The 23029-nt window shown below is 60.6% G+C and carries 21 protein-coding genes; 14 read left to right on the forward strand and 7 right to left on the reverse strand.

Features of this window, described 5'->3' with window-relative positions:
* Nucleotide 1: 1 nt before the first annotated feature.
* Complete coding sequence (locus CKW11_RS13180) at nt 2-1006, reverse strand: AraC family transcriptional regulator (protein WP_095137864.1); 1005 nt, start codon at nt 1004-1006, stop codon at nt 2-4.
* Nucleotides 1007-1106: 100 nt separating this feature from the next.
* Here CKW11_RS13180 and CKW11_RS13185 point away from each other — a divergent pair, with 100 nt between their 5' ends.
* Complete coding sequence (locus CKW11_RS13185; RefSeq protein WP_095137865.1) at nt 1107-2180, forward strand: fatty acid desaturase; 1074 nt, start codon at nt 1107-1109, stop codon at nt 2178-2180.
* A gap of 104 nt (nt 2181-2284) precedes the next feature.
* Here the strand turns inward: CKW11_RS13185 and CKW11_RS13190 are convergent, their stop codons facing one another.
* The 3 genes from CKW11_RS13190 to CKW11_RS13200 are packed head-to-tail and all read right to left on the reverse strand — an operon-like array spanning nt 2285 to nt 6319.
* Complete coding sequence (locus tag CKW11_RS13190) at nt 2285-3895, reverse strand: arylsulfatase (protein WP_095137866.1); 1611 nt, start codon at nt 3893-3895, stop codon at nt 2285-2287.
* Nucleotides 3896-3908: 13 nt separating this feature from the next.
* A complete protein-coding gene (locus CKW11_RS13195; RefSeq protein WP_095137867.1) occupies nt 3909-4724 on the reverse strand; it encodes an ABC transporter ATP-binding protein in 816 nt (271 codons plus the stop codon).
* The gene (locus tag CKW11_RS13200; protein WP_095137868.1) at nt 4721-6319 is read right to left on the reverse strand and encodes an ABC transporter permease; all 1599 of its coding nucleotides are present in this window, start codon (nt 6317-6319) and stop codon (nt 4721-4723) included. The genes CKW11_RS13195 and CKW11_RS13200 overlap by 4 nt, the downstream gene beginning before the upstream one ends.
* A 398-nt stretch (nt 6320-6717) precedes the next feature.
* On the opposite strand from CKW11_RS13200, the gene CKW11_RS13205 reads away from it, so the two are divergent.
* Entirely contained in the window at nt 6718-7731 is a 1014-nt protein-coding gene (locus tag CKW11_RS13205) for an ABC transporter substrate-binding protein (RefSeq protein ID WP_095137869.1), read from the forward strand.
* Between the two features lie 122 nt (nt 7732-7853).
* Here the strand turns inward: CKW11_RS13205 and CKW11_RS13210 are convergent, their stop codons facing one another.
* Entirely contained in the window at nt 7854-8774 is a 921-nt protein-coding gene (locus tag CKW11_RS13210) for a LysR family transcriptional regulator (RefSeq protein WP_095137870.1), read from the reverse strand.
* 181 nt (nt 8775-8955) lie between these two features.
* Here CKW11_RS13210 and CKW11_RS13215 point away from each other — a divergent pair, with 181 nt between their 5' ends.
* On the forward strand, nt 8956-9876 hold the full coding sequence (locus CKW11_RS13215; RefSeq protein ID WP_095137871.1) for a TauD/TfdA family dioxygenase: 921 nt from the start codon (nt 8956-8958) through the stop codon (nt 9874-9876).
* Between the two features lie 110 nt (nt 9877-9986).
* On the opposite strand, the gene CKW11_RS13220 is transcribed toward CKW11_RS13215, so the two are convergent.
* Nucleotides 9987-11603 (reverse strand): alkaline phosphatase family protein, encoded by a 1617-nt coding sequence (locus tag CKW11_RS13220; protein WP_095137872.1) that lies wholly within the window; start codon nt 11601-11603, stop codon nt 9987-9989.
* Nucleotides 11604-11793: 190 nt separating this feature from the next.
* Nucleotides 11794-12738, reverse strand: coding sequence for a LysR family transcriptional regulator (locus tag CKW11_RS13225; RefSeq protein ID WP_027611164.1), 945 nt, complete (start codon nt 12736-12738; stop codon nt 11794-11796).
* A gap of 165 nt (nt 12739-12903) precedes the next feature.
* Between CKW11_RS13225 and CKW11_RS13230 the strand changes: the two genes are divergently transcribed.
* The 11 genes from CKW11_RS13230 to CKW11_RS13280 all read left to right on the forward strand — a co-directional run bounded on the left by CKW11_RS13230 (nt 12904) and on the right by CKW11_RS13280 (nt 23024).
* On the forward strand, nt 12904-15264 hold the full coding sequence (locus tag CKW11_RS13230) for a TonB-dependent receptor (protein ID WP_095137873.1): 2361 nt from the start codon (nt 12904-12906) through the stop codon (nt 15262-15264).
* A gap of 23 nt (nt 15265-15287) precedes the next feature.
* Nucleotides 15288-16631, forward strand: coding sequence for an aryl-sulfate sulfotransferase (locus CKW11_RS13235; protein ID WP_095137874.1), 1344 nt, complete (start codon nt 15288-15290; stop codon nt 16629-16631).
* A gap of 189 nt (nt 16632-16820) precedes the next feature.
* On the forward strand, nt 16821-17147 hold the full coding sequence (locus tag CKW11_RS13240; RefSeq protein WP_095137875.1) for a hypothetical protein: 327 nt from the start codon (nt 16821-16823) through the stop codon (nt 17145-17147).
* A 162-nt stretch (nt 17148-17309) separates the two neighbouring features.
* Nucleotides 17310-17633: a hypothetical protein gene (locus CKW11_RS13245; protein WP_095137876.1), complete on the forward strand. Its 324-nt coding sequence runs from the start codon at nt 17310-17312 to the stop codon at nt 17631-17633.
* A gap of 53 nt (nt 17634-17686) precedes the next feature.
* The gene (locus CKW11_RS13250; RefSeq protein ID WP_095137877.1) at nt 17687-18022 is read left to right on the forward strand and encodes a hypothetical protein; all 336 of its coding nucleotides are present in this window, start codon (nt 17687-17689) and stop codon (nt 18020-18022) included.
* 274 nt (nt 18023-18296) lie between these two features.
* Complete coding sequence (locus CKW11_RS13255; protein ID WP_095137878.1) at nt 18297-19112, forward strand: energy transducer TonB; 816 nt, start codon at nt 18297-18299, stop codon at nt 19110-19112.
* A gap of 44 nt (nt 19113-19156) precedes the next feature.
* Nucleotides 19157-19882, forward strand: coding sequence for a MotA/TolQ/ExbB proton channel family protein (locus CKW11_RS13260; protein WP_095137879.1), 726 nt, complete (start codon nt 19157-19159; stop codon nt 19880-19882).
* Between the two features lies 1 nt (nt 19883).
* Entirely contained in the window at nt 19884-20285 is a 402-nt protein-coding gene (locus CKW11_RS13265; RefSeq protein WP_003220570.1) for a biopolymer transporter ExbD, read from the forward strand.
* Between the two features lie 203 nt (nt 20286-20488).
* Entirely contained in the window at nt 20489-21070 is a 582-nt protein-coding gene (locus CKW11_RS13270) for an alpha/beta hydrolase (RefSeq protein WP_095137880.1), read from the forward strand.
* Between the two features lie 56 nt (nt 21071-21126).
* Entirely contained in the window at nt 21127-22059 is a 933-nt protein-coding gene (locus tag CKW11_RS13275) for a sigma 54-interacting transcriptional regulator (protein ID WP_095137881.1), read from the forward strand.
* 167 nt (nt 22060-22226) lie between these two features.
* Entirely contained in the window at nt 22227-23024 is a 798-nt protein-coding gene (locus tag CKW11_RS13280; RefSeq protein WP_095137882.1) for a MetQ/NlpA family ABC transporter substrate-binding protein, read from the forward strand.
* Nucleotides 23025-23029 lie beyond the last annotated feature (5 nt).

Here is a 23029-nt window from a genome sequence, read left to right on the forward strand (position 1 = left end):
TTCAGCGCAACTGATCGCGAAACTGCCCCGGCGTCATTCCCGTCCAGCGCTTGAACGCGCGGCTGAAGCTGCTGGTGTCGGCAAACCCCAGCAGATAACTGACTTCACTCAACGAACACTGCGGGTCGCGCAGGTGCAGCAGCGCGAGGTTTTCGCGGCTTTCGTTGAGCAGCGTGTCGAAGCGACAACCCTCATCCGCCAGATGCCGCTGCAGGCTGCGCAGGCTCAGGTGCAAGGCCTGGGCGATGCGTTCGGCGCTGGGTTCGCCTTCGGGCAGTTGTTCTTCGATGGCGTCGCGCACCTTGCGCTCCCAGGTCAGCGGTTGCAACTGGGCCAGGGTGCGCTTGAGCACCGCTTCGTTGTGTTCGGCCAGTTCCGGGTTGGCGTCGTCGAGGTGGCTGTCGAAGTCGGCGAGGGCGAATTCCAGGCGATCTTCGGCGCAGGAAAAATGCACCGGGGCGCGGAACACTTTGTGCCACTGATGCGCATCGGACGGTTCCGGGCGGCGCAGGTACACCGCCAGCGGCGCGTAATCACGACCGAGGCGATTGCGGCAGGTGCGCACGTAGATCGCGGCAAACGCGTCGATGGCTTCGAACGCCGGCGCCGGATTGCCTGACGGAATTTTCAGGCGAAACAGATAGCGATCATCGCTGCGGCTCAGCTCCAGTTCCAGCGCATCGCTGACCACCGGGTGATAACGCACGATGCGCTCGAACACCTCACGCAGGCTGCCGCTGGCCACTAGCGCGTAACCGAGCGCATGGAACGTGGTCGGGCTGACGAAGCGCGACACTCGCAGACCGATCGCCGGATCCCCGCTGAACTGCACCGCCAGTTGCCACAGGCGCGTGGTGCCGGACAACGGATAACGCGCGTTCGGGTCGTCCATCCACTGCGGATCAAGTCCGGCCTGTTGGCACAGGCCGATACTGTCCAGCCCCAGCGCATCGAGTTGCTTGCGCAAGGCACGGGTCCAACTGGCGAGCGAGGTCGGTTCCTTCATGCTGATTGGCGCTTCCGGTCAACAGGTTGGCGTTCTCGGCTACCGCGATACAGGGCCTGACGAGGCACGATGCGAACATCCATAAACAGAGGATGGAAGCATGGATGGTACTTCTGCAAGTCCCCAACGACACAATGCGGCCCAGCGATCAGCGCATATTCGCGAAGTGGTGCTGGCCAAGGGCGTCGAGTTGCGTCAGCGCTACCCGATTTTGCGGCACCAGGACGCCCTCGGCGCGGGCATTCTGGCCTTCGCCCTGGCCGGGATGATCGGCTCGGCGGCGCTGTACATCACTGGCCATATGGCGTGGTGGGTGTGCCTGCTGCTGAATGCGTTTTTCGCCTCCTTGACCCATGAGCTGGAACACGACCTGATCCACAGCATGTATTTCCGCAAACAACGGCTGCCGCACAACCTGATGATGGGCCTGGTGTGGCTGGCGCGGCCGAGCACGATCAATCCGTGGATCCGTCGTCATCTGCACCTCAATCACCACAAGGTCTCCGGTACCGAAACCGACCTGGAAGAGCGGGCGATCACCAATGGCGAGCCATGGGGATTTGCGCGGCTGCTGATGGTCGGCGACAACGTGATGTCGGCGTTCATCCGCATGCTGCGGGCCAGGACCTGGGCGCACAAAATCAACATCATCAAACGCACGCTGAAGGTCTATGCGCCACTGGCGCTGGTGCATTGGGGGGCGTGGTACGTGTTTCTCGGCTTCCATGCGGCGAATGGCATTGCCTACCTCATGGGTTCGCCGATTGAATGGTCGGCGACCACGCTGTCGGTGATGCAGGTGATCGACATCGCGGCAGTGGTGATCATTGGCCCGAACGTGCTGCGCACCTTTTGCCTGCACTTCATCAGCTCGAACATGCATTACTACGGCGACATCGAGGCGGGCAATGTGCTGCAACAATGCCAGGTGTTGAATCCTTGGTGGTTGTGGCCGTTGCAGGCGTTCTGCTTCAACTTCGGCAGCAGCCACGGGATTCACCATTTTGTGGTGAAGGAGCCGTTTTACATCCGGCAGATGACCGTGCCGGTGGCGCACAAGGTGATGCGCGAGATGGGCGTGCGGTTCAATGATTTCGGCACGTTTGGGCGGGCGAACCGGTTTGCTGGGCGGGATGAGGTGGTAGCGGAGGAGGCGCGTACGGCTCGGGCTTGACAGGTGAGTTTGCGGGCCTCTTCGCGAGCAAGCCCGCTCCCACAGGGGAACGCATTTCAACTGTGGGAGCGGGCTTGCTCGCGAAGGCGTCGGATCAGGCAACCTCAATCCGGCTGAAACGGCGAAGCACTGAGAATCACCCCGGTCTCCTCCACATATTTCTGCCAGTGCCCGATCAAGGTGTTGAGCTTGTCCGGCTGACTCGACGCCAGATCATGAATCTCCCCCGGATCGCTGCTCAAGTCATACAGCTGCCAGGTCGCCGGCCCCACCGGCCCGGGGATCCACACCGCTTTCCACGAGCCCTGACGAATCGCCCGCCGCCCAAACAACTCCCAGCCAGTCACGGTGTGCTCGTCATGCACCTGCGCCGTCTCGCCAGACAAAAAGCCCAGCCATGATTTACCGCGCAGCGTCGCCACCGGTTTGCCGTGCCATTGCTTGCCCGGATGGCGCACGCCGGCCAGATCGAGAATCGTCGGGGTGATGTCCATCACCGTGCCGAAGCCGTGGCTGATCTGCCCTTTGATTGGCAATTGCGGATAGTGCAGCAGCGCCGGTACGCGGATCCCGCCCTCGGTGGTGAAGGCTTTGAACAGCCGTGACGGTGCGGTCGCCACCTGCGCCCAGCTCGGCCCGTACCAGACGTAGGAATTGGCGCGGCCGATGTTGTCGAGGCTGTTGTCGTAATGCTGATTGAGGTAGGTCAGCAGTTCCGGGCCGAACTTGGGGAACGCTTCCAGCAGCGCGCCTTCGGCACCGTTGTCGGACATGAACAGGATGAAGGTGTTATCGAGTTGGCCCTGCTGGCGCAGGTAATCGACCACCCGGCCGATGTTCCAGTCCATGCGCTCGACCATCGCCGCATAGACCTCCATGGCCCGCGCGGAAATCTGTTTTTGCTCGTCGCTCAACGCAGCCCATTGCGTGTTCAGTTGAATCAGTGGATGCGGTTCGACATCCGGCTCGATCAGGCCCAGCGCCTTGAGTTTTTCCAGGCGTTCGAGGCGCAAGACTTCGGGGCCAGCGTCGTAGCGGCCACGGTATTTTTCGACGATGTCGGCCGGTGCCTGCAACGGCCAGTGCGGTGCGGAGAATGGCAGATAAGCGAAGAATGGCCGGCTCTGATCGCGCTCCTTGAGGTATTGCAGCAGCTTGTCGCCGAAGGCGTCCGACGAGTAGAAATCCTTGGGTAACTCGTCGACAAAGGTGTCGTCTTCGATATACAGCGCCGGGGTCGATTTCAGCAGGCCAGGGGTGTGTTCGTCGTAAGTCGGCTCGAAACCATAGTGGTTGGCCGCACCCGGCAGCAGCGAGAACGAACGCTCGAAACCACGGGCCTGCGGCGCCAGTTCAGCGATCAGGCCCAAGTGCCATTTGCCGCTCATCAAGGTTTGATAACCGGCCTCGCGCAGCAGCTCCGGCAGGGCGACGACGCGGTCGTTGAGATAGCCCTCGTAACCCGGTTTGCCGATCAGCTCCGGGGTCAGCGCTTCGGCCATGGTGCCGATGCCGGCGATGTGGTGGTCGGTGCCGGTCAGCAGCATCGAACGCGTTGGCGAGCAGGTCGGTGCGGTGTGGAAATCGGTCAGGCGCAGGCCGTTGTTGGCCAGGGCATCGAGGTTCGGCGTGGCGATTTCGCCACCGAAGGCGCCGATGTCGGAGAAGCCGAGATCGTCGGCCAGAATCACCAGAAAGTTGGGGCGTTGCGGCATCGAAAAGCTCCTCTCAGCAGGCAATGAACGACAGCGGCAGATCGCGGATCTGGACCGGCAGGCTCGGTTGGTAATGGTCGTCACTGGTCAGTTCGTGCAGCAACTCTTCACGCAACTGATGGAAGTCGAAGCTGCTGCGCTGACGCGGGTGCGGCAAGGCAATGTCGACCACTTGCTTGATCCGTCCCGGACGCGGCTCCATCACCACCACGCGATCGGCGAGAAAGATCGCTTCTTCGACGTCGTGGGTGACGAGGATCGTGGTGATTTTCGCCCGGTCGCGGATCGCCAGCAGCTCGTCCTGCATTTGCTGACGGGTCAACGCATCGAGCGCGCCGAACGGTTCGTCGAGCAGCAGAATCCGTGGGCTGGCGACGAGCCCGCGAGCAATTGCCACGCGCTGAGCCATGCCCCCGGAGAGCTGGTGCGGATAGGCGCGGGTGAAATCGCGCAGGCCGACCAGATCGATGAAATCGTTGATGCGCTGCTGCTTTTCGGCGGTGCTCAGCGGCTCGTTGACCAGGCCCAGACCGATGTTGTCGGCCACGGTCAACCACGGAAACAAGCGATGCTCCTGAAACACGATGCCGCGCTCGCCGCCAATGCCGCTGACGGCTTTGCCATCGACGGTGATCTGCCCGCGAAACTGCGTATCCAGACCCACCAGCAAACGCAGCAAAGTGGATTTGCCGCAACCGCTGGAGCCGACGATGGCGACGAATTCGCCCTCGGCGATGTCGAGGTTGAATTCGCGAATCGCCTCCAGTTCGAAACCGTCGACGTCGAAGGATTTGCCTACGTGGGTGAAGCTGACAATCGGTGCGTTCATGCGTGTCTCCAGCGAGTGGCGCGAATTTCCAGGCGTTGGCCGATGAGGTTGAGCAGGGCGCCGGTGAGGCCGACCAGCAGCATCCCGGCCATGATCAGATCCATGCGCAGCAGTTGTTGGGCGCCGATCATCTGGCTGCCGATACCGCCGTTGGACGGCATGAAATATTCGGCGCCGATGGTGCCGAGCCAGGCGTAGATCAGGCTCAGGCGCAGCCCGGCGAAAATCCCTGGCGCCGCCCCCGGCAGCACCAGTCGGCGCAGGCGCTGGCCGAGGCTCAGGCGTAGCACCTGCGCGGCTTCGTTGAGGTGTGGCGAGAGGTTCGCGACGCTGCGCTGGGTGGCGATGAACAGCGGGAAAAATGCGGCGAGGGCGACGAACACCCACTTCGCCAATTCACCCAAACCGAACCACGCGGTGAGCAGCGGCACCCAGGCGAAAATCGCGATTTGGCGGATGGCGGCGAGGGTCGGGCCGAGCAGTCGTTCGCTGGTGCGCGACAGCCCCAGCAGCAGGCCGAGGGCGAAACCGAGTCCGCCGCCCAGCAGCAACCCGCCCAGGGTGCGACCGAGGCTCAACGCCATGCCGCTGATCAACGTGCCGTCGAGCAGACCGTTTCTGGTCGTTTCCAGCACCGCCAGCGGGCTGACCAGAATGTTCGCATCGACCCACTGCTGATCGCTCGCCACTTGCCAGACGCCGATCAGGCTCAGCGGCAACAGCCACGGTTGCAGCCGTTGCCAGCCTTGATAACGTGGGCCTCGGCGGATTTCCGCAGTCGCCGGGTGCGGCCAGTGCACCAGTTTGCGGTCGAGAAAACCGATGCCGCGATCCATCGCGACACCGAGGACACCGATGACTACGATGCACACGAACACGATGTCGAGCATGAACAGTTGCCGTGCCCAGACCATCAGGTAGCCGATGCCTTCGCTGGACGCCAACAGCTCCACCGCCAGCAATGAAGTCCAGCCAGCGGCCAGGGCCAGACGCACGCCGGCCATGAACGCCGGCAGCGCGGCAGGCAACACCAGACGCCGGATCAGCAAGTACGACGGCAGGCGCAGTACGGCGGCGGCTTCGCGCAGTTTCGGTTGCGCATCACGAACGCCGACCAAGGTGTGCAGGGTCACCGGCACCACGATGGCCTTGATCAGCACCACCAGTTTCAGCACTTCGCCGATGCCGAAAAACACCATGAACAGTGGAATCCACGCCAGCGTCGGTACCTGTGCCAGACCGGCGAACGTCGGGAAGACCAGGCGTTCGAGGCGACGGCTGAAGCCCAGCGCGGTACCCAGCAGCGCACCAGCTGAGATCCCTGCCAGCAAGCCCCAGAGCAGACGTTGCAGGCTGATCCACAAATGACTCCACAACTCGCCTTGGGACAGCTCGATGGCGCTGTTCCACACCAGCGATGGCGCCGGCAGGATCTGCTCGCTCATCCATTGATTGCGTGCGGCCAGCCACCACAGAGCGAACAGGCTGATCGGCAACAGCCACGGCAACAGACGTCGGTTAAGGCTTGGCCACACCCGTCGACTTTTCAGGGGCGGCGCGGGCAGCGGCAGGCTGAGCAGGGAATCACGGGCCATGGGTGACCTCCGTTGTCGGGTTGGATCGGGAGCAAGATCAAAAGATCGCAGCCTTCGGCAGCTCCTACAGGGGGACGCGTCCGTGAATTCGCCCCCTGTAGGAGCTGCCGAAGGCTGCGATCTCTAGTGGTATTAGCTAAAAACAAATTGTTATAAGCGATATGTAAAATATTGAATTTGGAGATAAGCAGCGCCATTTAAGGCTTCCAGCGCATCGCGCATCCAATGCATTCGAAGAATATTTTCGATGCTGTTAATGCATACGCCGCTGCAGCCCGCGTCAGTGCTTGCTTAGCGTCAAAAGCTATAAAAATGTGCATTTATAGTATTTAAGCGAAGGTCACGCTTCGGCCTACTTTCGGCTCCTCAACACCCGTCGTGATCAAGGAGCCGCACCCATGAACCTTCCCTTCAAACGAGTCTTCAGTCTGTTTGCCATTCCGGCACTGGCGGGTCTGCTGGCGTTTACCGCGCAGGCCGACGAGCTCAAGGAAATCAGGATCGCCGTGCCTGACCTGAGCGCCGGCACCCAGCACAGCGGCGGCGGTGTGGTGGACGTGCTGCGAGATCAGCAGATCTTCGAAAAAGCCTTCGCCGATCAGGGCATCAAGATTCAGTGGAGCTTCTTCAAGGGCGCCGGGCCGGTAATCAACGAGGCGTTTGCCAATGGTCAGGTCGATCTGGCGTATCTGGGCGACCTGGCGGCGATCATCGGCAAGTCCAATGGCCTCGACACGCGGCTACTCAGCGCCAGTGCGCGTGGGGTGAAACAATATCTGGGCGTGGTGCCGGGGTCGGGGATCAAGACCCTGCAGGATCTGAAAGGCAAGCGCGTGGCGATCTTCCGTGGCACCGCCACGCAGCTGTCGTTTGATGCGGCGCTGGCCAGTCAGGGCTTGAGCGAGAAGGATCTGAAAGTGATCAATCTCGACTTCAGCGGCGCGGTCGCGGCACTGGCGGCGAAACAGATCGACGCGTCGTGGGGCAGCTCAGGGCTGACGGCGCTGCAAGCCAAGGGGCTGGCGGAATTGCCGCTGAACACCAAGGATCTGGGCGGCGCCGGTAGCGTGCAATCGGTGCTGGTCGGCACCGGCAAGTTTGTCGACGGGCACCCGGAGGTCGTGGCGAAACTGCTGAAGGCGCAGCAGCAGGCGGTGGAGTGGCTGACCCAGGACAGCAACAAGGACGCTTATGTGCAACTGGTGTCGGGGCTGGCGAGTTATCCACCGGTGATCCTGACCCAGGATCTGGCGGATCAGAAACTCAGCGAAGTGTTCCCGTCGACGCTGGACCCGGTGTTCCTCGGCAAGTTACAGGACTCGGTGGATCTGGCGGCGCAGCAGAAGCTGATTCGCAAACCGTTCAAGGTCAGCGATTGGGTGGCGCCTGAACTGGCGGCGGCCAAGCTCTGAATCTGCAGTGTCTGGACGGGCCTCTTCGCGAGCAAGCCCGCTCCCACAGGGATCTTCAGTGAACACAGATTTTGTATTCACAACGATCCCCTGTGGGAGGGGACTTGCTCGCGAAGGCGTCCTCAAACCGCGACGCTGATCGCCTGTTTATCCACCGCCACCAGCGTCTCGACCATCGCTCTCGCTGCCGGCGACAAGCGAAATCCTGTGCGACTGACAATCCCGCAGCGCGCGTTCATGCTCTCCAGATTCTGCGGCAGATTGCGCCAATGCAGCAGCGCCAGTGACCCTTGGGCAATGTCCTCGTAAAACGCCTCTTCCGTACCGATGCCAATCGCATTGGATTGCAGCACCACTTTCACCAGCGCCGGGAAATGCTCGGTCTCGATGGTTGGCGAAAAGTCGATCCGGCCGCTGAGATTCGCCAGCAGTTTGCGAATTCCCGGCGGGATCAGCGTGGTCGCCAGCGGGTAGTCGAACATGTCGTTGGTCGACAGGCTTTCCTTGGCCAGCAGCGGGTGCCCGGGCCGGCAGAAAAACACCCCGCGCTTGGGCGTCAGGGCCTGGGTCTGGAAGTTCGGGTCGGCTTCGAAGTGGCGGATGTCGGCGATGAAGAATTCGATTTCTTCGCGGCTCAGCGCGCGGCTGAGTTTTTCCCAGTTATCCACTTGAAAACAGGTGCGCACTTTCGGGTGCGCGTTGATGAATTGCGCCACCGCATCCGGCACCAGTTTCACCGCCGGGGCCGGGCCGCAGCCGAAGTGCAGTTCACCGGCATCAAGCTTGGTCATCTGCGTCACTTCCGCGCTGAGCAGCGCCGCGCCTTGCACCAGGGTCAGGGCGTGTTGCAGCACCACCTGGCCTTCGGGCGTCGGGCGCAGATCCTTGTTGCCGCGATCCACCAGCACGCAGCCGAACTCCTGCTCCAGCCCCTGAATGCTGCGGCTGAATGCCGGTTGAGTGATGCCCATCGCGTCCGCCGCACGGACAAAACTGCGGTGTTCATTGAGGGCGATGAAGTAGCGCAACTGGCGAAGATCCATATGCTTTTCCGGCATCCTAAAAATAGCTCGAAGGCATTTGCGACGAGGGTTGCTTGAGGTTTTAAATGCAAGCTCTTATTCCGTCAACGAAGCATGTGAATATCTATTAGATGTAAATGGAATATAGATAGAGCGATGTTTCGCTGCCGCCCAACCGCAAGCAGTCGATGAGGGTCTACCCATGAGCAATGCCGCACTCGCTGTAAAACCCGCTGTCCACGCGCTGGAAATCCATCCGGTGGCCGGCCGTATCGGCGCCGAGATCCGTGGCGTGCACCTGTCCGGTGAACTGGACGCCGCTACCGTCGAAGCCATTCAGCAGGCGCTGATCCAGTACAAGGTGGTGTTCTTCCGCGAGCAGACCCAGCTCGACGATCAGCGCCAGGAAGCCTTCGCCCATCTGCTCGGCGAGCCGGTGGCGCATCCGACCGTGCCGGTGCGTGAGGGCACGCGGTATCTGCTGGAACTGGACGGCGCCGAGGGACAGCGCGCCAACTCCTGGCACACCGACGTGACCTTCGTCGAGGCCTACCCGAAAGCCTCGATCCTGCGCTCGGTGGTGGCCCCGGCCTTCGGTGGTGACACCCTGTGGGCCAACACCGCGACTGCCTACAACGAACTGCCGAGCGAGCTGCGTGAACTGGCGGACAAACTGGTCGCCGTGCACAGCAACGAATACGACTACGCCGGAGCCAAGCCAGACGTCTCGGCGGAGAAGCTTGAGCGCTATCGCAAAGTCTTCACTTCTACCGTCTATGAGACCGAGCACCCGGTGGTGCGTGTGCACCCGATCAGTGGCGAGAAGAGCTTGTTGCTGGGGCACTTCGTCAAACGTATCAAGGGCTATTCGCAAGCCGATTCGGCGCACCTGTTCGGCCTGTTGCAGAGCCATGTGATCCGTCAGGAAAACACCGTGCGCTGGCGCTGGAAGGCGGGTGATGTGGCGATCTGGGATAACCGTTCGACCCAGCATTATGCGATTGATGATTATGGGACTCAGGATCGCATCGTGCGGCGGGTGACGCTCAAGGGTGAGGTGCCGGTCGGGGCTTCGGGGCAGCGTAGTCAGACCATTAAAGGTGCCGAGCTCGTTGGCGTCTGATCGGGCCTCTTCGCGAGCAAGCCCGCTCCCACAGTGGAGGTGTGTTGAGCACAATGGATGTGAACAACATATGGCCCTGTGGGAGCGGGCTTGCTCGCGAAGCTTTTGATTCACCACACACCGATCTGCACGACTTTCTCGGTCTCTGGCTCGCCATAGCGAAACCGCTGTCCGCGCAAATCGATCTCCTGATGACTGATCGTGGTCCGCCGCTTCAATCCGCGCACCCACTCGAACAGATACCCCGCATGCTCCTCGCGCACCGCCGCGTACGCCGGGTCCTCACCCAGATCGCGCAGCTCCTGCGGGTCATTCAACAGGTCAAACAACTGTGGCCGGAAGCCGTCGTACGCCAGGTATTTCCAGCGCTCGCTGCGCACCATGGTCATGCGGCAACGGTCGATCGGCTGGCCAAGTCGCTCGCGTGCCGGGGCCTGGAAGGCGTAGTCGTATTCGCTGATGGCGTAGCGACGCCAGTCGGGATTTTCTCCGTGTAGAAGCGGGATCAGCGAGCGTCCTTCCAGCCGATGTTCGGCGCCCGGCAAGCCCAGCGCCTGCAGAAATGTCGGCAAAGCGTCGATGGTTTCTGCCAGCCGCTCATCCACCGTGCCCCGAGTGATGTCCGCCGCTGCGCGCGGGTCGCGCACGATCAGGGGCACGCCCACTGCCTGTTCCAGCAAAAACTCCTTCTCGCCCAGCCAGTGATCGCCGAGAAAGTCGCCGTGATCGCTGGTGAACACGATCAAGGTGTCATCCCAACGACCGTTGCTCTGCAGAAAATCGAACAGCCGCCCGAGCTGATCATCCACTTGCTTGATCAGGCCCATGTAGGTGGGGATTACATTCAATCGTACTGAGTCACGGGAGAAGTTGAGGCTTTCCTCATGCTGGCGAAACGCAGTGTATACGGGGTGTTTGCTGGCTTCGGAGGGCGTCGCGCGGACCGGTTCGAGAATCGATTTCGTACTGTACAAGGCGTGGTATGGCGCCGGTACGATGTAGGGCCAGTGCGGTTTGATGTAGGAAAGGTGTAAACACCAGGATTTCTCACCTTGCTCGGTGATGAAGTCGATGGCTCGATTAGTAGTGTAGACAGTCTCTGAGAACTGCTCGGGAATTCGCGCTGGCAAATGCGCATGACGCATCTGCCAGCCGCTGAGGATTTCGCCGTTCTCGCCTTCGGCGGCGTTGGCCCAGTCGTGCCAGGGGTTGCGCCCGTCGAAGCCCTGCTCGCGCAGGTAATGGGTGTAGGGCGCGGATTCGCGTTTGTCGTCGAACAGCGGGTCGTCGGGGAAAATTCCGTCGTGGCGAAAGTACGGTTCGAAGCCGACCTCGTTGAGCACTTCGGCCTGCGCGCTGTCCGGGTTGATCGCCAGACGCTGCAGGGCGTCGACATTGGCCGTGGCGTGGGTCTTGCCGACCAGCGCGGTGCGGATGCCGTGGGGGCGCAGGTAATCGCCGATCGTCAGTTCTTCCAGCGGCAACGGCACGGCGTTCCACGCGACCTGATGGCTGCTGACGTAGCGCCCGGTGTAGGCCGACATCCGCGACGGGCCGCAGATCGTGCCCTGGGTGTAGGCGCGGCTGAAGCGCACGCCGGCGGCGGCCAGGCGATCGATGTTCGGCGTGTGCAGATGCGGATGGCCGTAGCAGGACAGGTAATCGCGGCGCAGCTGATCGCACATGATGTACAGCACATTGCGCACGGGGTTTTGCGGGTTGGACATGGGGTTCACCGGTCAGAAAGACAGGCGAGGGTTTTCGCTTTCGGCGGGGGTGTTCGGCAAGTGCATTTGGGGAATGGGTTTTATGCAGTGGATGCATCAGTGCCTGGGCTGGCGCCATCGCGAGCAGGCTCACTCCTACAATTGGAATGCGATCCATTGTAGGAGTGAGCCTGCTCGCGATATCGATTTATCAGACTGCAAAATTCTCCAGCGAACACACTTCCTCATCCACCGCATCAATCGCCTTGATCTGCTCAATCATCGCCTCGGCCAACGGCGACAACCGATACCCCGCGCGACTGACAATCCCGTAGCGCGTGTACAGCTCCTCCAGATCATCCGCCAGGCCGTCGATCCGCAAACACACCAGCTCACCTTTGGCCTGATGCAACGCATCGGAATACGCCCCGACAATGCCGATCGCATCCGAACGCAGCACCACGCTGAGCAGACTTGAGCTGTTTTCGCATTCGACATTGGGGGTGAAGTCCGGGCGGCCGCTGAGGTCGACGATGACCTTGCGCAGGTTCGGCGGACGAATGCTCACCGCCAGTGGATAGCTCATCAATTGTTCGGCCGAAACCCGTTCAAATGCCGCTAACGGATGCCCGGCACGGCAACAGAAATGCCATTTGCGCGGCCGCAAGCGATACGTCAGGTAATCCGGATCGGCTTCGAAGTGCCGGGTGTCGGCGACGAAGAACTCGAACTCCTCGCTGAGCAGGCGTTTGCTCAGGCTCTGCCAGTCATCGACCTGAAATTGCACCCGCGCTTTCGGATAGCGGCCGATGAATGCGCCGATCGCGCGCGGGATCAATCCGGCTGCCGGCGCCGGGCCGCAACCGAAGCGCAGCTCGCCCGCCTCCAGACCATTGAACTGACTGATCTCGTTGGCCATCTGCTGCGCCCCGCTGACCAGTCGCCGTGCATGTTCGAGCAGCACCTGACCCTGCTTGGTCGGCGGCAGATCCTTGCGCCCGCGATCGACCAACTGACAGCCGACGCTGTGTTCCAGCGCCTGAATGCTGCGGCTGAACGCCGACTGCGACAGGTTCACCGCCTGCGCGCCGGCGACGAAGCTGCGTTGTTCGGCGAGGGCGATGAAGTGACGAAGTTGGCGCAAGTCGATATGCATTTTTCACATAAAAAATATCCGGGAAATGCATTGGATATGCATTAGGTCGACTCCTTATAAAGGCAATCTCTTATGCAGTAAATATTTGTAAATCCATAAATAAATAACTGAAAAGAATATGCAGCGCTGAAGATGTCTGTGTGTTTTTTGACCAGGAGCCGCGCCATGAGTCCGTTGAACCTTGCGTCACCCTTAACGCCACGACGGCTCAAACGCCTGCCTCTGGCCCTGTTGCTGGCGGGGAGCGCCAGCTGGACACACAGCTACGCAGCCGAGGCCGAAACCCCGCCGCCGGCGCCGGCCGGCAAACCGGCGGCCAACAGCTCGCAGCTGGAAACCGTGACCGTCACCACGCGCCGTCGCGAGGAAAGTTCGCAAGATGTGCCGACGCCGATGAGCGTGGTCAGCGGGCAGAATCTGGAAACGCAACGTGTCTACCGGATTCAGGATTTGCAGCAACTGGTGCCCAGCGTCAACGTCGCCTACATGCATGCGCGTCAGTCCAGCGTGTCGATTCGCGGTCTGGGCAACAACCCGGCCAGCGACGGTCTTGAAGGCAGTGTCGGTCTGTACATTGACAACGTGTATCTGGGCCGTCCGGGGATGGCGGTGTTCGACCTGATGGACATCGAACAGCTCGAAGTCCTGCGCGGGCCACAGGGCACACTGTTCGGCAAGAACACCACCGCCGGGGTGATCAACATCAGCACCCGCGCGCCTACGTTCACCCCTGAACGCAGCATCGAAACCTCGTTCGGCGAGGACGGCTACTTCCAGACCAAGGGCACGATTTCCGGGCCGCTTAACGATCAACTGGCCGGACGTTTCTCGGCCTATCGCACCCGCAGCGACGGCGACATCAAGAACGAATACAACGGCCATGAGCTGAACGGTGGCTCGCGCGATGGCTTCCGTGCGCAGTTGCTGTTCAAGCCCAACGAAGATTTCAACCTGCGCTGGATCGGCGACTACAACGAAGAGGACTCCAGCGCCGGCACCCGCGTGCTGTACAACACCGGGCCGACCATCAACGGCGTCAATCTCTACCAATCGCGGGCCAATGCTGCCGGTGCGACGCTGGTCAATGGCTCGCACCGCAAGGTCAATCTGGACAACGACCAGCACGTCACCGTGCATCAGGGCGGTACGTCGGTAGAGGCCAACTGGACGTTGCCGAGCGATTTCACCCTGACCTCGATCAGCTCGTATCGCTTCTGGAATTTCACTCCGGCCAACGACGATGGTCTCAACGTCGCGGCGACTTACAACGCCGGGGTTTCGGTCGAAGACAAACAGTACTCGCAGGAATTTCGCCTGGCCTCGCCCAAGGGCGAGTTCTTCGATTACGTGGTGGGCGCGTACTACTTCGGCTCGGATCTGGACAACAAATCCTTCGCCTATTACGGCCCGCAGGCCGACATCTGGAACGGCACGCCACGCGGTGCGCTGGCCAACGTCGGCAGCGTCGGCAACGGCCACATCAAGACCGACAGCTTCGCCCTGTTCGCCCAAGGCACTTGGCACCTCACCGAGCGCCTGGACTTCACCGCCGGGGTGCGCGGCACCTATGAAGAGAAGAACGCCTGGGTCACTCGCGATGCTCCGATCGGTGGCGCCACTGTCACCGGCGCAGCGGCCACGGCACGCCGCGGACGCACTGGTGCCTATGATTCCGGCGATCTGAATCAGTACAGCTCCAGCCCGTCCGGGTTGCTCAACCTCAGCTATCGCATTACCGATGATCTGCTCGGCTACGCCACGCTGTCTCACGGGGAAAAATCCGGTGGGGTGAACCTCGCAGTGGGGTCGGCGCCAACCGCCGGCGCCGACTCGCTGCTGATCGGCACCGAGCGCGCCAACAACGCCGAACTCGGTTTCAAAAGCACCCTGTGGGATCGGCGTCTGCAACTCAACGCCAACGTTTTCTGGACTCAGGTCAACGCCTACCAGACCAACGCCTACGACGACGTCAACCGCGTGCAGTACCTGACCAACGCCGGTTCGGTGCGCTCGCGCGGCGTCGAGTTTGAAAGCACGGTGGTCCCGCTGCGCGGCCTGACCCTGAACTTCAACGGCTCTTACAACGACGTCAGCTACCTCTCGTACAAAGATGCACCGTGCCCGCCGGAAGTCAGCCAGGCACCGGGCGCGCCGGCCTCTTGCGACCTCAGCGGGCACCAGGTGGTCGGCGCGTCGAAATGGATCGGCAACGCCAACGGCAAATACGAATGGAATCTGGCCAACGGTCTGCAACCCTACGTCACCGGCAGCTACGCGTTCCGCTCGAAAGCGGTGGGTACGGTCGAGGATTCCGACTACGGGCAGATCCCGAGTTATGCGGTGGTCAACCTGTCCACCGGTCTGCGTGGCGATTTCAATCAGGGCCAGTGGGACGTTTCGCTGTGGCTGAAAAACGCCTTCGACAAGACTTACTACACGACCCTGTGGACCGGCGGCAACGGCGGTTATGAAGGCCTGCTCGGCACGCCGCGCACCCTCGGCGTTACCGGTCGCTACGACTTCTGATCTGTCATTCAAGGAGCTGCATCATGTTGCCAGGCAAAACCGCTTTAGCCCTGTTGTTATCCGGCGCAGTCTCAAGCAGCGGGGCGTTCGCCGCCCCCAGCGTGTACCCGACCGGCGTCACCCGTTACGACCCGGACAAGGCGTTCAACCAATACGTGATTTTCAGTGGTGCCGACAAGCAGACGCACCTGATCGACATGAACGGCAACGAGGTGAAAACCTGGCCGCACGCGGGCTTCCCATCAGCGATCATCGACCCGCAACTGGTCGGCGGCGAGCGCGGGCATGTGCTGTTGCAACTGAGTGACAAGGATCCGGGCAAGCTCGGCTCCGCCGGCAACGGCCTGGGCAATCAGAGCGTCGGCGAGCTGGACTGGAACGGCAAGGTTATCTGGCAGTGGGGCGACAAGGCGCCCGGCGGCGCAGCGCAGCAACACCATGATCAGCGGCGCCTGAGCAACGGCAACACCGTGGTGCTGGCGAACAAGGTGCATAAGGTCAAAGGCTTCAAAGTCCCAGAGGTGATCGACGATGCAATCTATGAAGTCAGCCCCGACGGGCAGGTGAAATGGCAGTGGCTGGCCTCGGAACACCTCAACGAATTCGGCTTCACCCCGGAGCAACTGAAACTGGTACGCGCCAGCGACAACCCGGATTACCTGCACATCAACAACCTCAGCGTGGTCGGGCCGAACAAGTGGTTCGATGCCGGGGACAAACGCTTCAATCCGGACAACCTGTTGCTCGATTCGCGCAACGCCAACTTCATCGCGATCATCGACAAACACAGCGGCAAAGTGGTCTGGCGCCTCGGCCCGAACCTGCCGCTGATCAACCCGAAAACCGCGCAGAAACTGCCGCGTCCGGTGGATCAATTTGTCGGCCAGCACGACGCGCACATCATCCCTGCCGGGTTGCCCGGCGCGGGCAACCTGCTGGTGTTCGACAACCAGGGTTCGGCGGGGTACCCGAACGTCACCCTCGGGCTTATTTCCGGCTCGCGAGTGCTGGAAATCGACCCGCAGAAAAATGAAATCGTCTGGCAGTACAGCGCGGCGAATTCGAAGCAGCCGGGGTGGGCGTTCTATAGCTCGTTCATCAGCAGCGCGCGACGTTTGCCCAACGGCAATACGCTGATCGACGAAGGCATGAACGGGCGGTTTTTCCAGGTCACGGCCAGTGGCGAAAACGTCTGGGAATACGTCAGCCCTTATCTGGGTAAAGCACCGGGCAGCGACGCGATCAGCAATTGGGTCTATCGGGCGTTGCCCGTGAATTACGACTGGGTGCCGAAGGGTACGCCGCGCTCCGAAACCGCAGTGATTGCCCCGACATCGGCGACGCAGCAGACCAGCGTCAGTCGTTAGTTGAAACGGAATTAATGCACGAAGGAATGGCGATAAGTTATGTGCGGTTTCAATAGTGCTTATTGCAATTTCGTTGAAAAGTCGCGTGGACAATAAGTGAATGGCCAACCATCCTGAGTGTCGTGAGTTTCCAGGAGGAAACTTGCTCTCAGTGGAAGACACTTATCCAACGATAAAGGAAATCACGTTATGTCGAGCATTAATGGAACTTATGTAAACGCTAACGCTGGCGCCAAACTGACGATTACCGATGGCAACGACTCCAACGGCACCTTCAGCGGCAAGTTGAACCAGAACGGCGTGAACTACGACATCACCTACGGGCATTACCATTTCCAGAACAGCACCGGGCAGCCTACGATCATCACCTTCGCGGCTCTGAATGACGGCACGGGTTATCAATCCTGGGCGCTGTTCTCGCCGGATCACAACTATTCGAAAATTCGTGCTGCGGGTTCGCGCACCAACTTTGATGGTGATGTTGTTAACCTGGCTGGAGAGTTTGTTAAACAGTAATTGTGTGTCACAAAAAGGCCGCCCGGCTAATGAAGCCTGGCGGCTTTTTTCTTACATGAAATAAGTCGTTTTCATGTTGGTTGTGCTTCCTGTGGATGACAGCGTTTGCTGGCGTCTGATTCTAAGCTCGCGGTGACTTAATCATTCGATCAGGACGCTTGCATGCAAAACGCGCTTTATTCCAACACCCTCGATGGGCCCTCTCTGACCATTGTCGATTCCGATGACCGCACCGGGGTCTTCGCCGGCACGTTGCATCACCAAGGCATCAGCTACGGCATCGTCAATGGCCGTTACGCCAGCCTCAACGGCTACCAGCCGCCAACCGTGGTCACGCTGATTGCCAATAACCAGGATCACGGTTATTTCGCCCTGACCCTGTTCTCGCCAAGTCGCGGCACTCATGAACTGCAGGGGCACTGCGTGCGCGTTACCTATGACGGCGTGGTCAGCAGCCTGCCGGGCGACTTCGTTCGCCATGCATGAGGCGCAGCCCGCGCCAGGTTTCTCCTTCAAAACACCCAGCAAGGATGCTGCACATGTCCACGATCAATGGCGTTTATCGTCATGAACCTTCAGATACAGCCTTGACCCTGACCGAGGGCGATGACCGCACCGGCAGTTTCACCGGCACGTTATCCGTGTCCGGCACCGATTACCCGATCGCATTTGGCAATTTCCATTTCAGACATGGTTTTTCAACAGGCCCGGTCGCCATCTCTTTCAATACGCTGACGGCCGATGGCACGGCGCAAGCCTGGGTGATGTTCTCGCCCGATCAGGCCTACACACGCTTGCGGGCACTGGGCAGCGCGGCGGACATGATGGGCAACATCGGGTTGAACGGCCTGGAATTCATTCGGCAAAACCGCTGAAGAAGCTTGAAATGAGCGGGTTTCGCATGCCTTCGCCGAATACTTTTCATGCTTGAAAAGCATTGTAAATTCAGCCCTCGGCGCCAGCCCTTGCAGGCCGTGGCTTTGCGACAATCTACGAAAATTTATATTCGTAAAAGATCTAAACACATCGATAAAAGTTACTTTCGGAGATAAGCGATTGCTCCAATGATTCACCCAACGACCGGTCGCCCGGGGGATGTTTGCGGCGACCTGTCGGGTACTTCGCAAAGAGACCGCAGGGAGTGAATCAATGGGCAATGTCCAGACCGCCGCCAGCGCACAGGAATTGCTGTGGCGTCAGACGCCGAGTGGCGAACTGGTCGATCTCGGCCGGCCGCATCGTGTGCCGCTGGGGCAGCTGCGTTTGCAGCGTGCGCCCAAGGGCATTCTGAGCCGCCGTGAAACCATTCTGCTCGGCGTGCTGGCGCTGCTGGTGCACGGCGCGGTGATCTATTGGATCAACCAGCATCCGACGCCGGCGTTGCCAATCGTGCCGCCGGAAATTCCGCCGATGACCATCGAGTTTTCGCGGCCGGCGCCACCCTTGCCGCCGGTGGTCGAACCGCCGCCACCGGCACCGGTCGTTGAGCCACCGCCACCGGTCGAAGACGAGTTGGCCGTAAAGCCGCCACCGCCCAAACCGATTCCCAAGCCCAAACCGAAACCGGTGGCCAAACCGGTTCCGAAACCGGCACCGAAAGCTGTTGAACAACCACCCGCGCCGCCGCAACCGGCAGCTCCGGCTGCCGCCCCGGCGCCACCTGCACCACCGGCCCCGGCGCCCGTGACGCCGGCTTCGGCCAACGCCGCGTATTTGAAGAATCCGGCGCCGGAATATCCGTCGCTGGCCCAGCGTCGCGGCTGGGAAGGCACGGTGATGTTAAGGGTGCACGTGTTGGCCAATGGCAAACCGGGCGAGATCCAGATTCAGAAAAGCAGTGGTCGGCAACAGCTCGACGATGCGGCACTCAATGCCGTCAAGCAGTGGAGCTTCGTGCCGGCCAAGCAGGGTGATGTCGCCCAGGACGGCTGGGTCAGCGTGCCCATCGATTTCAAGATTCATTAAACCGAAACCTATTCGCGCTAAATGTTTACACGAGGGAATACATCATGACGTTACTGGCCTCTCCACTGGAATCCATCGAAAGCGCGGTGATCTGGCTGCTGGTGGTTTTTTCCGTTGCCACCTGGGGACTGGCGCTGCTCAAGGCTGTGCAGTTCGGTCGTCTGAAGGTGCAGGATCGCAAGTTTCATAAACGCTTCTGGGCGGCATCGAGTCTGGATTCCGCCGCCGAGTTGAGCGAAACCCAGCCCGGTGCTGCGGCACGAGTCGCTCAGGCCGGGTACGCGGCGATTCAGGTGGGTGAGGCGCCGCAGGCCAATGACCTGAGCCAGGCGATCAACCATCAGGATCGATTGGAGCGTGCCCTGCGTCAGCAGATCGTCCGCGAACGGCGTTCGCTGGAAACCGGTCTGGCGGTGGTCGCGAGTATTGGTAGTACGTCGCCGTTCATTGGTCTGTTCGGCACGGTGTGGGGAATCATGGAGGCGTTGAAAGGCATCAGCGCGGCAGGCTCGGCGAGCCTGGAAACCGTCGCCGGTCCGATTGGCGCGGCACTGGTTGCCACCGGTGTGGGGATCGCCGTCGCGGTGCCGGCGGTGCTGGTTTACAACTACTTTTTGCGTCGTCTGAAACTGACGGCGGCAGATCTGGATGACTTCGCCCACGACTTTTACAGCCTGGCGCAGAAGAGCTCGTTCCGCGTGCTGATCCACCCGACGGCGCACAAGGTCGCGGCACCGGGCAACGCGACAAAAGTGAAGGAGGCGTCCTGATATGGCCTTCTCCACGCAAGACAGCGACGAGGTACTGAGCGAGATCAACGTGACACCGCTGGTGGACGTGATGCTGGTGCTGCTGGTGGTGTTTATCGTCACCGCGCCGCTGCTGACCAACGCGATCCCGATCAACCTGCCGAAGACCGAAGCGGTGGCGCCGGTCGAGCAAAAAGATCCGCTGGTGGTGAGCATCGACGGTGCTGGCAAACTGTTTATCAACAAGGATGAAATTCAGCCGGATTTGCTGGAATTCAACCTCAAGTCGGCCAAGGCCAAGGACCCGGAAGTGCGCGTGCAATTGCAGGCCGACGATGGGGTGAACTACGGCGAAGTGGCGCGGGCCATGGCTTCGATTGAACGGGCGGGAATTACCAAGTTGTCGGTGATCACTGCGCGGTAACCAGATTTTCGTTTTTCCGGGGCCGTCTCCTTGGCAGGGTGCGGCCCTTTTTTTATTCCGCAAAACCAGCCTCACCACCGCTCCCACAGGTGTGTGTCTAATATTCTTTTCGGGTCTTAATAAATAGCTTCTTATTCCTTAACGAATATAAATCCCGTCCCTATACTCGATCAGGAACAGACACGACGCAGGAGAGCTCCCCCATGCGCAACGAATCAATCCGCTACCTGATTGTGCCGGGCTGGCAAGGATCGCCAGAAGATCATTGGCAAACCCACTGGCAGCACAGCCTGCCCAACAGCGCACGCGTGGAACAGGCCGACTGGCTGACACCGCGTCGTGAAGACTGGGTTGCGGCGCTGGCCGAAGCGATTGCCGCCGACAGCACACCGGTAATCCTGATAGCTCACAGCCTGGGTTGCATCACCGTTGCGCATTGGGCTGCCACCGCGCCCGTGCAATACCTGCGTCAGGTTCGCGGCGCGTTGCTAGTGGCGCCGGCGGATGTCGAGCGTCCGGCCTGCGCGCCCGCACTGCGCAATTTCGCCCCGATCCCCACCGACCTGCTGCCGTTCCCCAGTCAGGTGGTCAGTTCCGACAACGACGCCGCCGTCAGCGCCCCGCGTGCCCTGGAGCTGGCGCGCAACTGGGGCGCCGAAGCGGGGATTCTTGCCGGGGCCGGGCACATCAACGTCAAGTCCGGGCATCAGCGTTGGGAGCAGGGCTTCGCTTATCTGTATCGCCTGCAGAATCGCATGGAACACCACGCCCGGCGTCGCGCTTGAACCTTTTTCTTTTCTGAACGCCCCCGTCTGCCGGCGGTTCTGGGCGGGAGTCTGCCATGAGTTTCGAAACGTTCGGTCAGCCGTTGCTGACCTTTCCCGATGCGGAAAAAAGTCCCCTGAGCATTCGCGCCAAGGCGCTGGTGTTCGTCGATCCCCGCTCCCGCCAGTTGCGCGAAGAGCTGGAACACCTGGCGCCGCGTGCCATCTCGGTGCTTATTCGCGGCGAGACCGGCACCGGTAAAGAGTTGCTCGCCCGTCACATCCACCGAGCCAGTGATCGCAGCGGCCTGTTCGTCTCGGTCAACTGCGGTGCGATCAGTCCGACCTACGCCGATGCCGAACTGTTCGGCTATGCCGCCGGCAATTACACCGGTTCGGCAAGCAGTCGCGCCGGCTGGTTCGGTTCGGCCAACGGCGGCACTTTATATCTGGACGAGATTGGCGACTTGCCGCTGCCGATCCAGATCAAACTGCTCGCCGCCCTGGAAAACCACGAGGTCACCCGCGTCGGCGCACATCAGCCAAGCCCGGTGGATGTGCGGCTGGTGGCGGCAACCAGCATTGATCTGGCACAGGCGGTGGACGCGGGGAAATTTCACGAACGGCTTTACCACTACCTCAGCGAAGGTCAGCTGGAATTGCCGGCCCTGCGCGAGCGAATCGGCGACATCCTGTCGCTGGCGGAATATTTCCTCGGCATCTACAGCCAGCGCCTTGATCTGCCGGTGCCGTTGATCAGCGAAGCGGCGCAGCACCTGTTGGAGCGCCACAGCTGGCCGGGCAACACCCGTGAGCTGGAAAACGTCATTCACTTTGCGCTGCTGGTCAGTACCGGCGATGAAATCCTGCCGGAGCACCTGAACCTGCCCGAAGTGTCTGGGCCGCAGCTTCAGATCGAACGACTGGTGGCACAAATCAACATCGGTGGTAGCGTCGACGAACGTAAGGCTTTGAAAGATCTGCTGATTGGTTTGAGCCAGCAGTTGTAGCCGTCTGGTTCTGTATGAACGAAATGGAATATCAAAGTGAATAAACGTTATTGTCCGGGAATAAAAAATCCCGGTATTGTCCGCATCACGCCAGAGATAGCACTTCACTGGCACTCGTATTAATAGCCGTCGCCATTCGCGACCGTGATTCTCGATAAGGACACTGCATGAAAAAGGTTCTGTTGTTTACCGCATTGGCGGCTGCTCTGACTGCTTCCCTGGCCCAGGCCGGCGAGAAACTGGTGGTGGCGGCGACTCCGGTGCCGCACGCGGAAATTCTCGAGCTGATCAAACCGACCCTGGCCAAAGAAGGCGTGGATCTGGAAATCAAGGTCTTCACCGACTACGTGCAGCCGAACGTGCAGGTTGGCGAGAAGCGTCTGGATGCCAACTACTTCCAGACCAAGCCTTACCTGGACAGCTTCAACGCCGGCAAATACAAGGACGACAAATCCAAGTACCTGGTGACCGTGCAAGGCGTGCACGTTGAACCGTTCGGTGGCTACTCGAGCAAGTACAAGACCCTGGCCGAACTGCCGGACGGCGCGACCATCGCCATCCCGAACGAAGGCAGCAACAGCGGCCGTGCGCTGATCCTGCTGCAGAAGGCTGGTCTGATCGAGCTGAAAGACCCGAAAAACGCCCTGGCGACCCCGAAAGACATCGCCAAGAACCCGCACAACTTCAAGTTCAAGGAACTGGAATCAGCCCTGCTGCCACGTGTGCTGAAGGAAGTTGATCTGGACATGATCAACACCAACTACGCGCTGGAAGCCAAGCTGAACCCGACCAAGGATGCGCTGGTGATCGAAGGCGCTGACTCGCCTTACGTGAACTTCCTGGTGGCCCGTGAGGACAACAAGAACAGCGACGCGATCCAGAAACTGGCCAAAGCCCTGACCAGCCCGGAAGTCAAAGCGTTCATCGAGAAGAAGTACAACGGCGCGGTATTGCCGGCGTTCTGATCCGA

The organism is Pseudomonas sp. Irchel s3a10, assembly GCF_900187525.1.
Lineage (GTDB): Bacteria > Pseudomonadota > Gammaproteobacteria > Pseudomonadales > Pseudomonadaceae > Aquipseudomonas > Aquipseudomonas koreensis_G.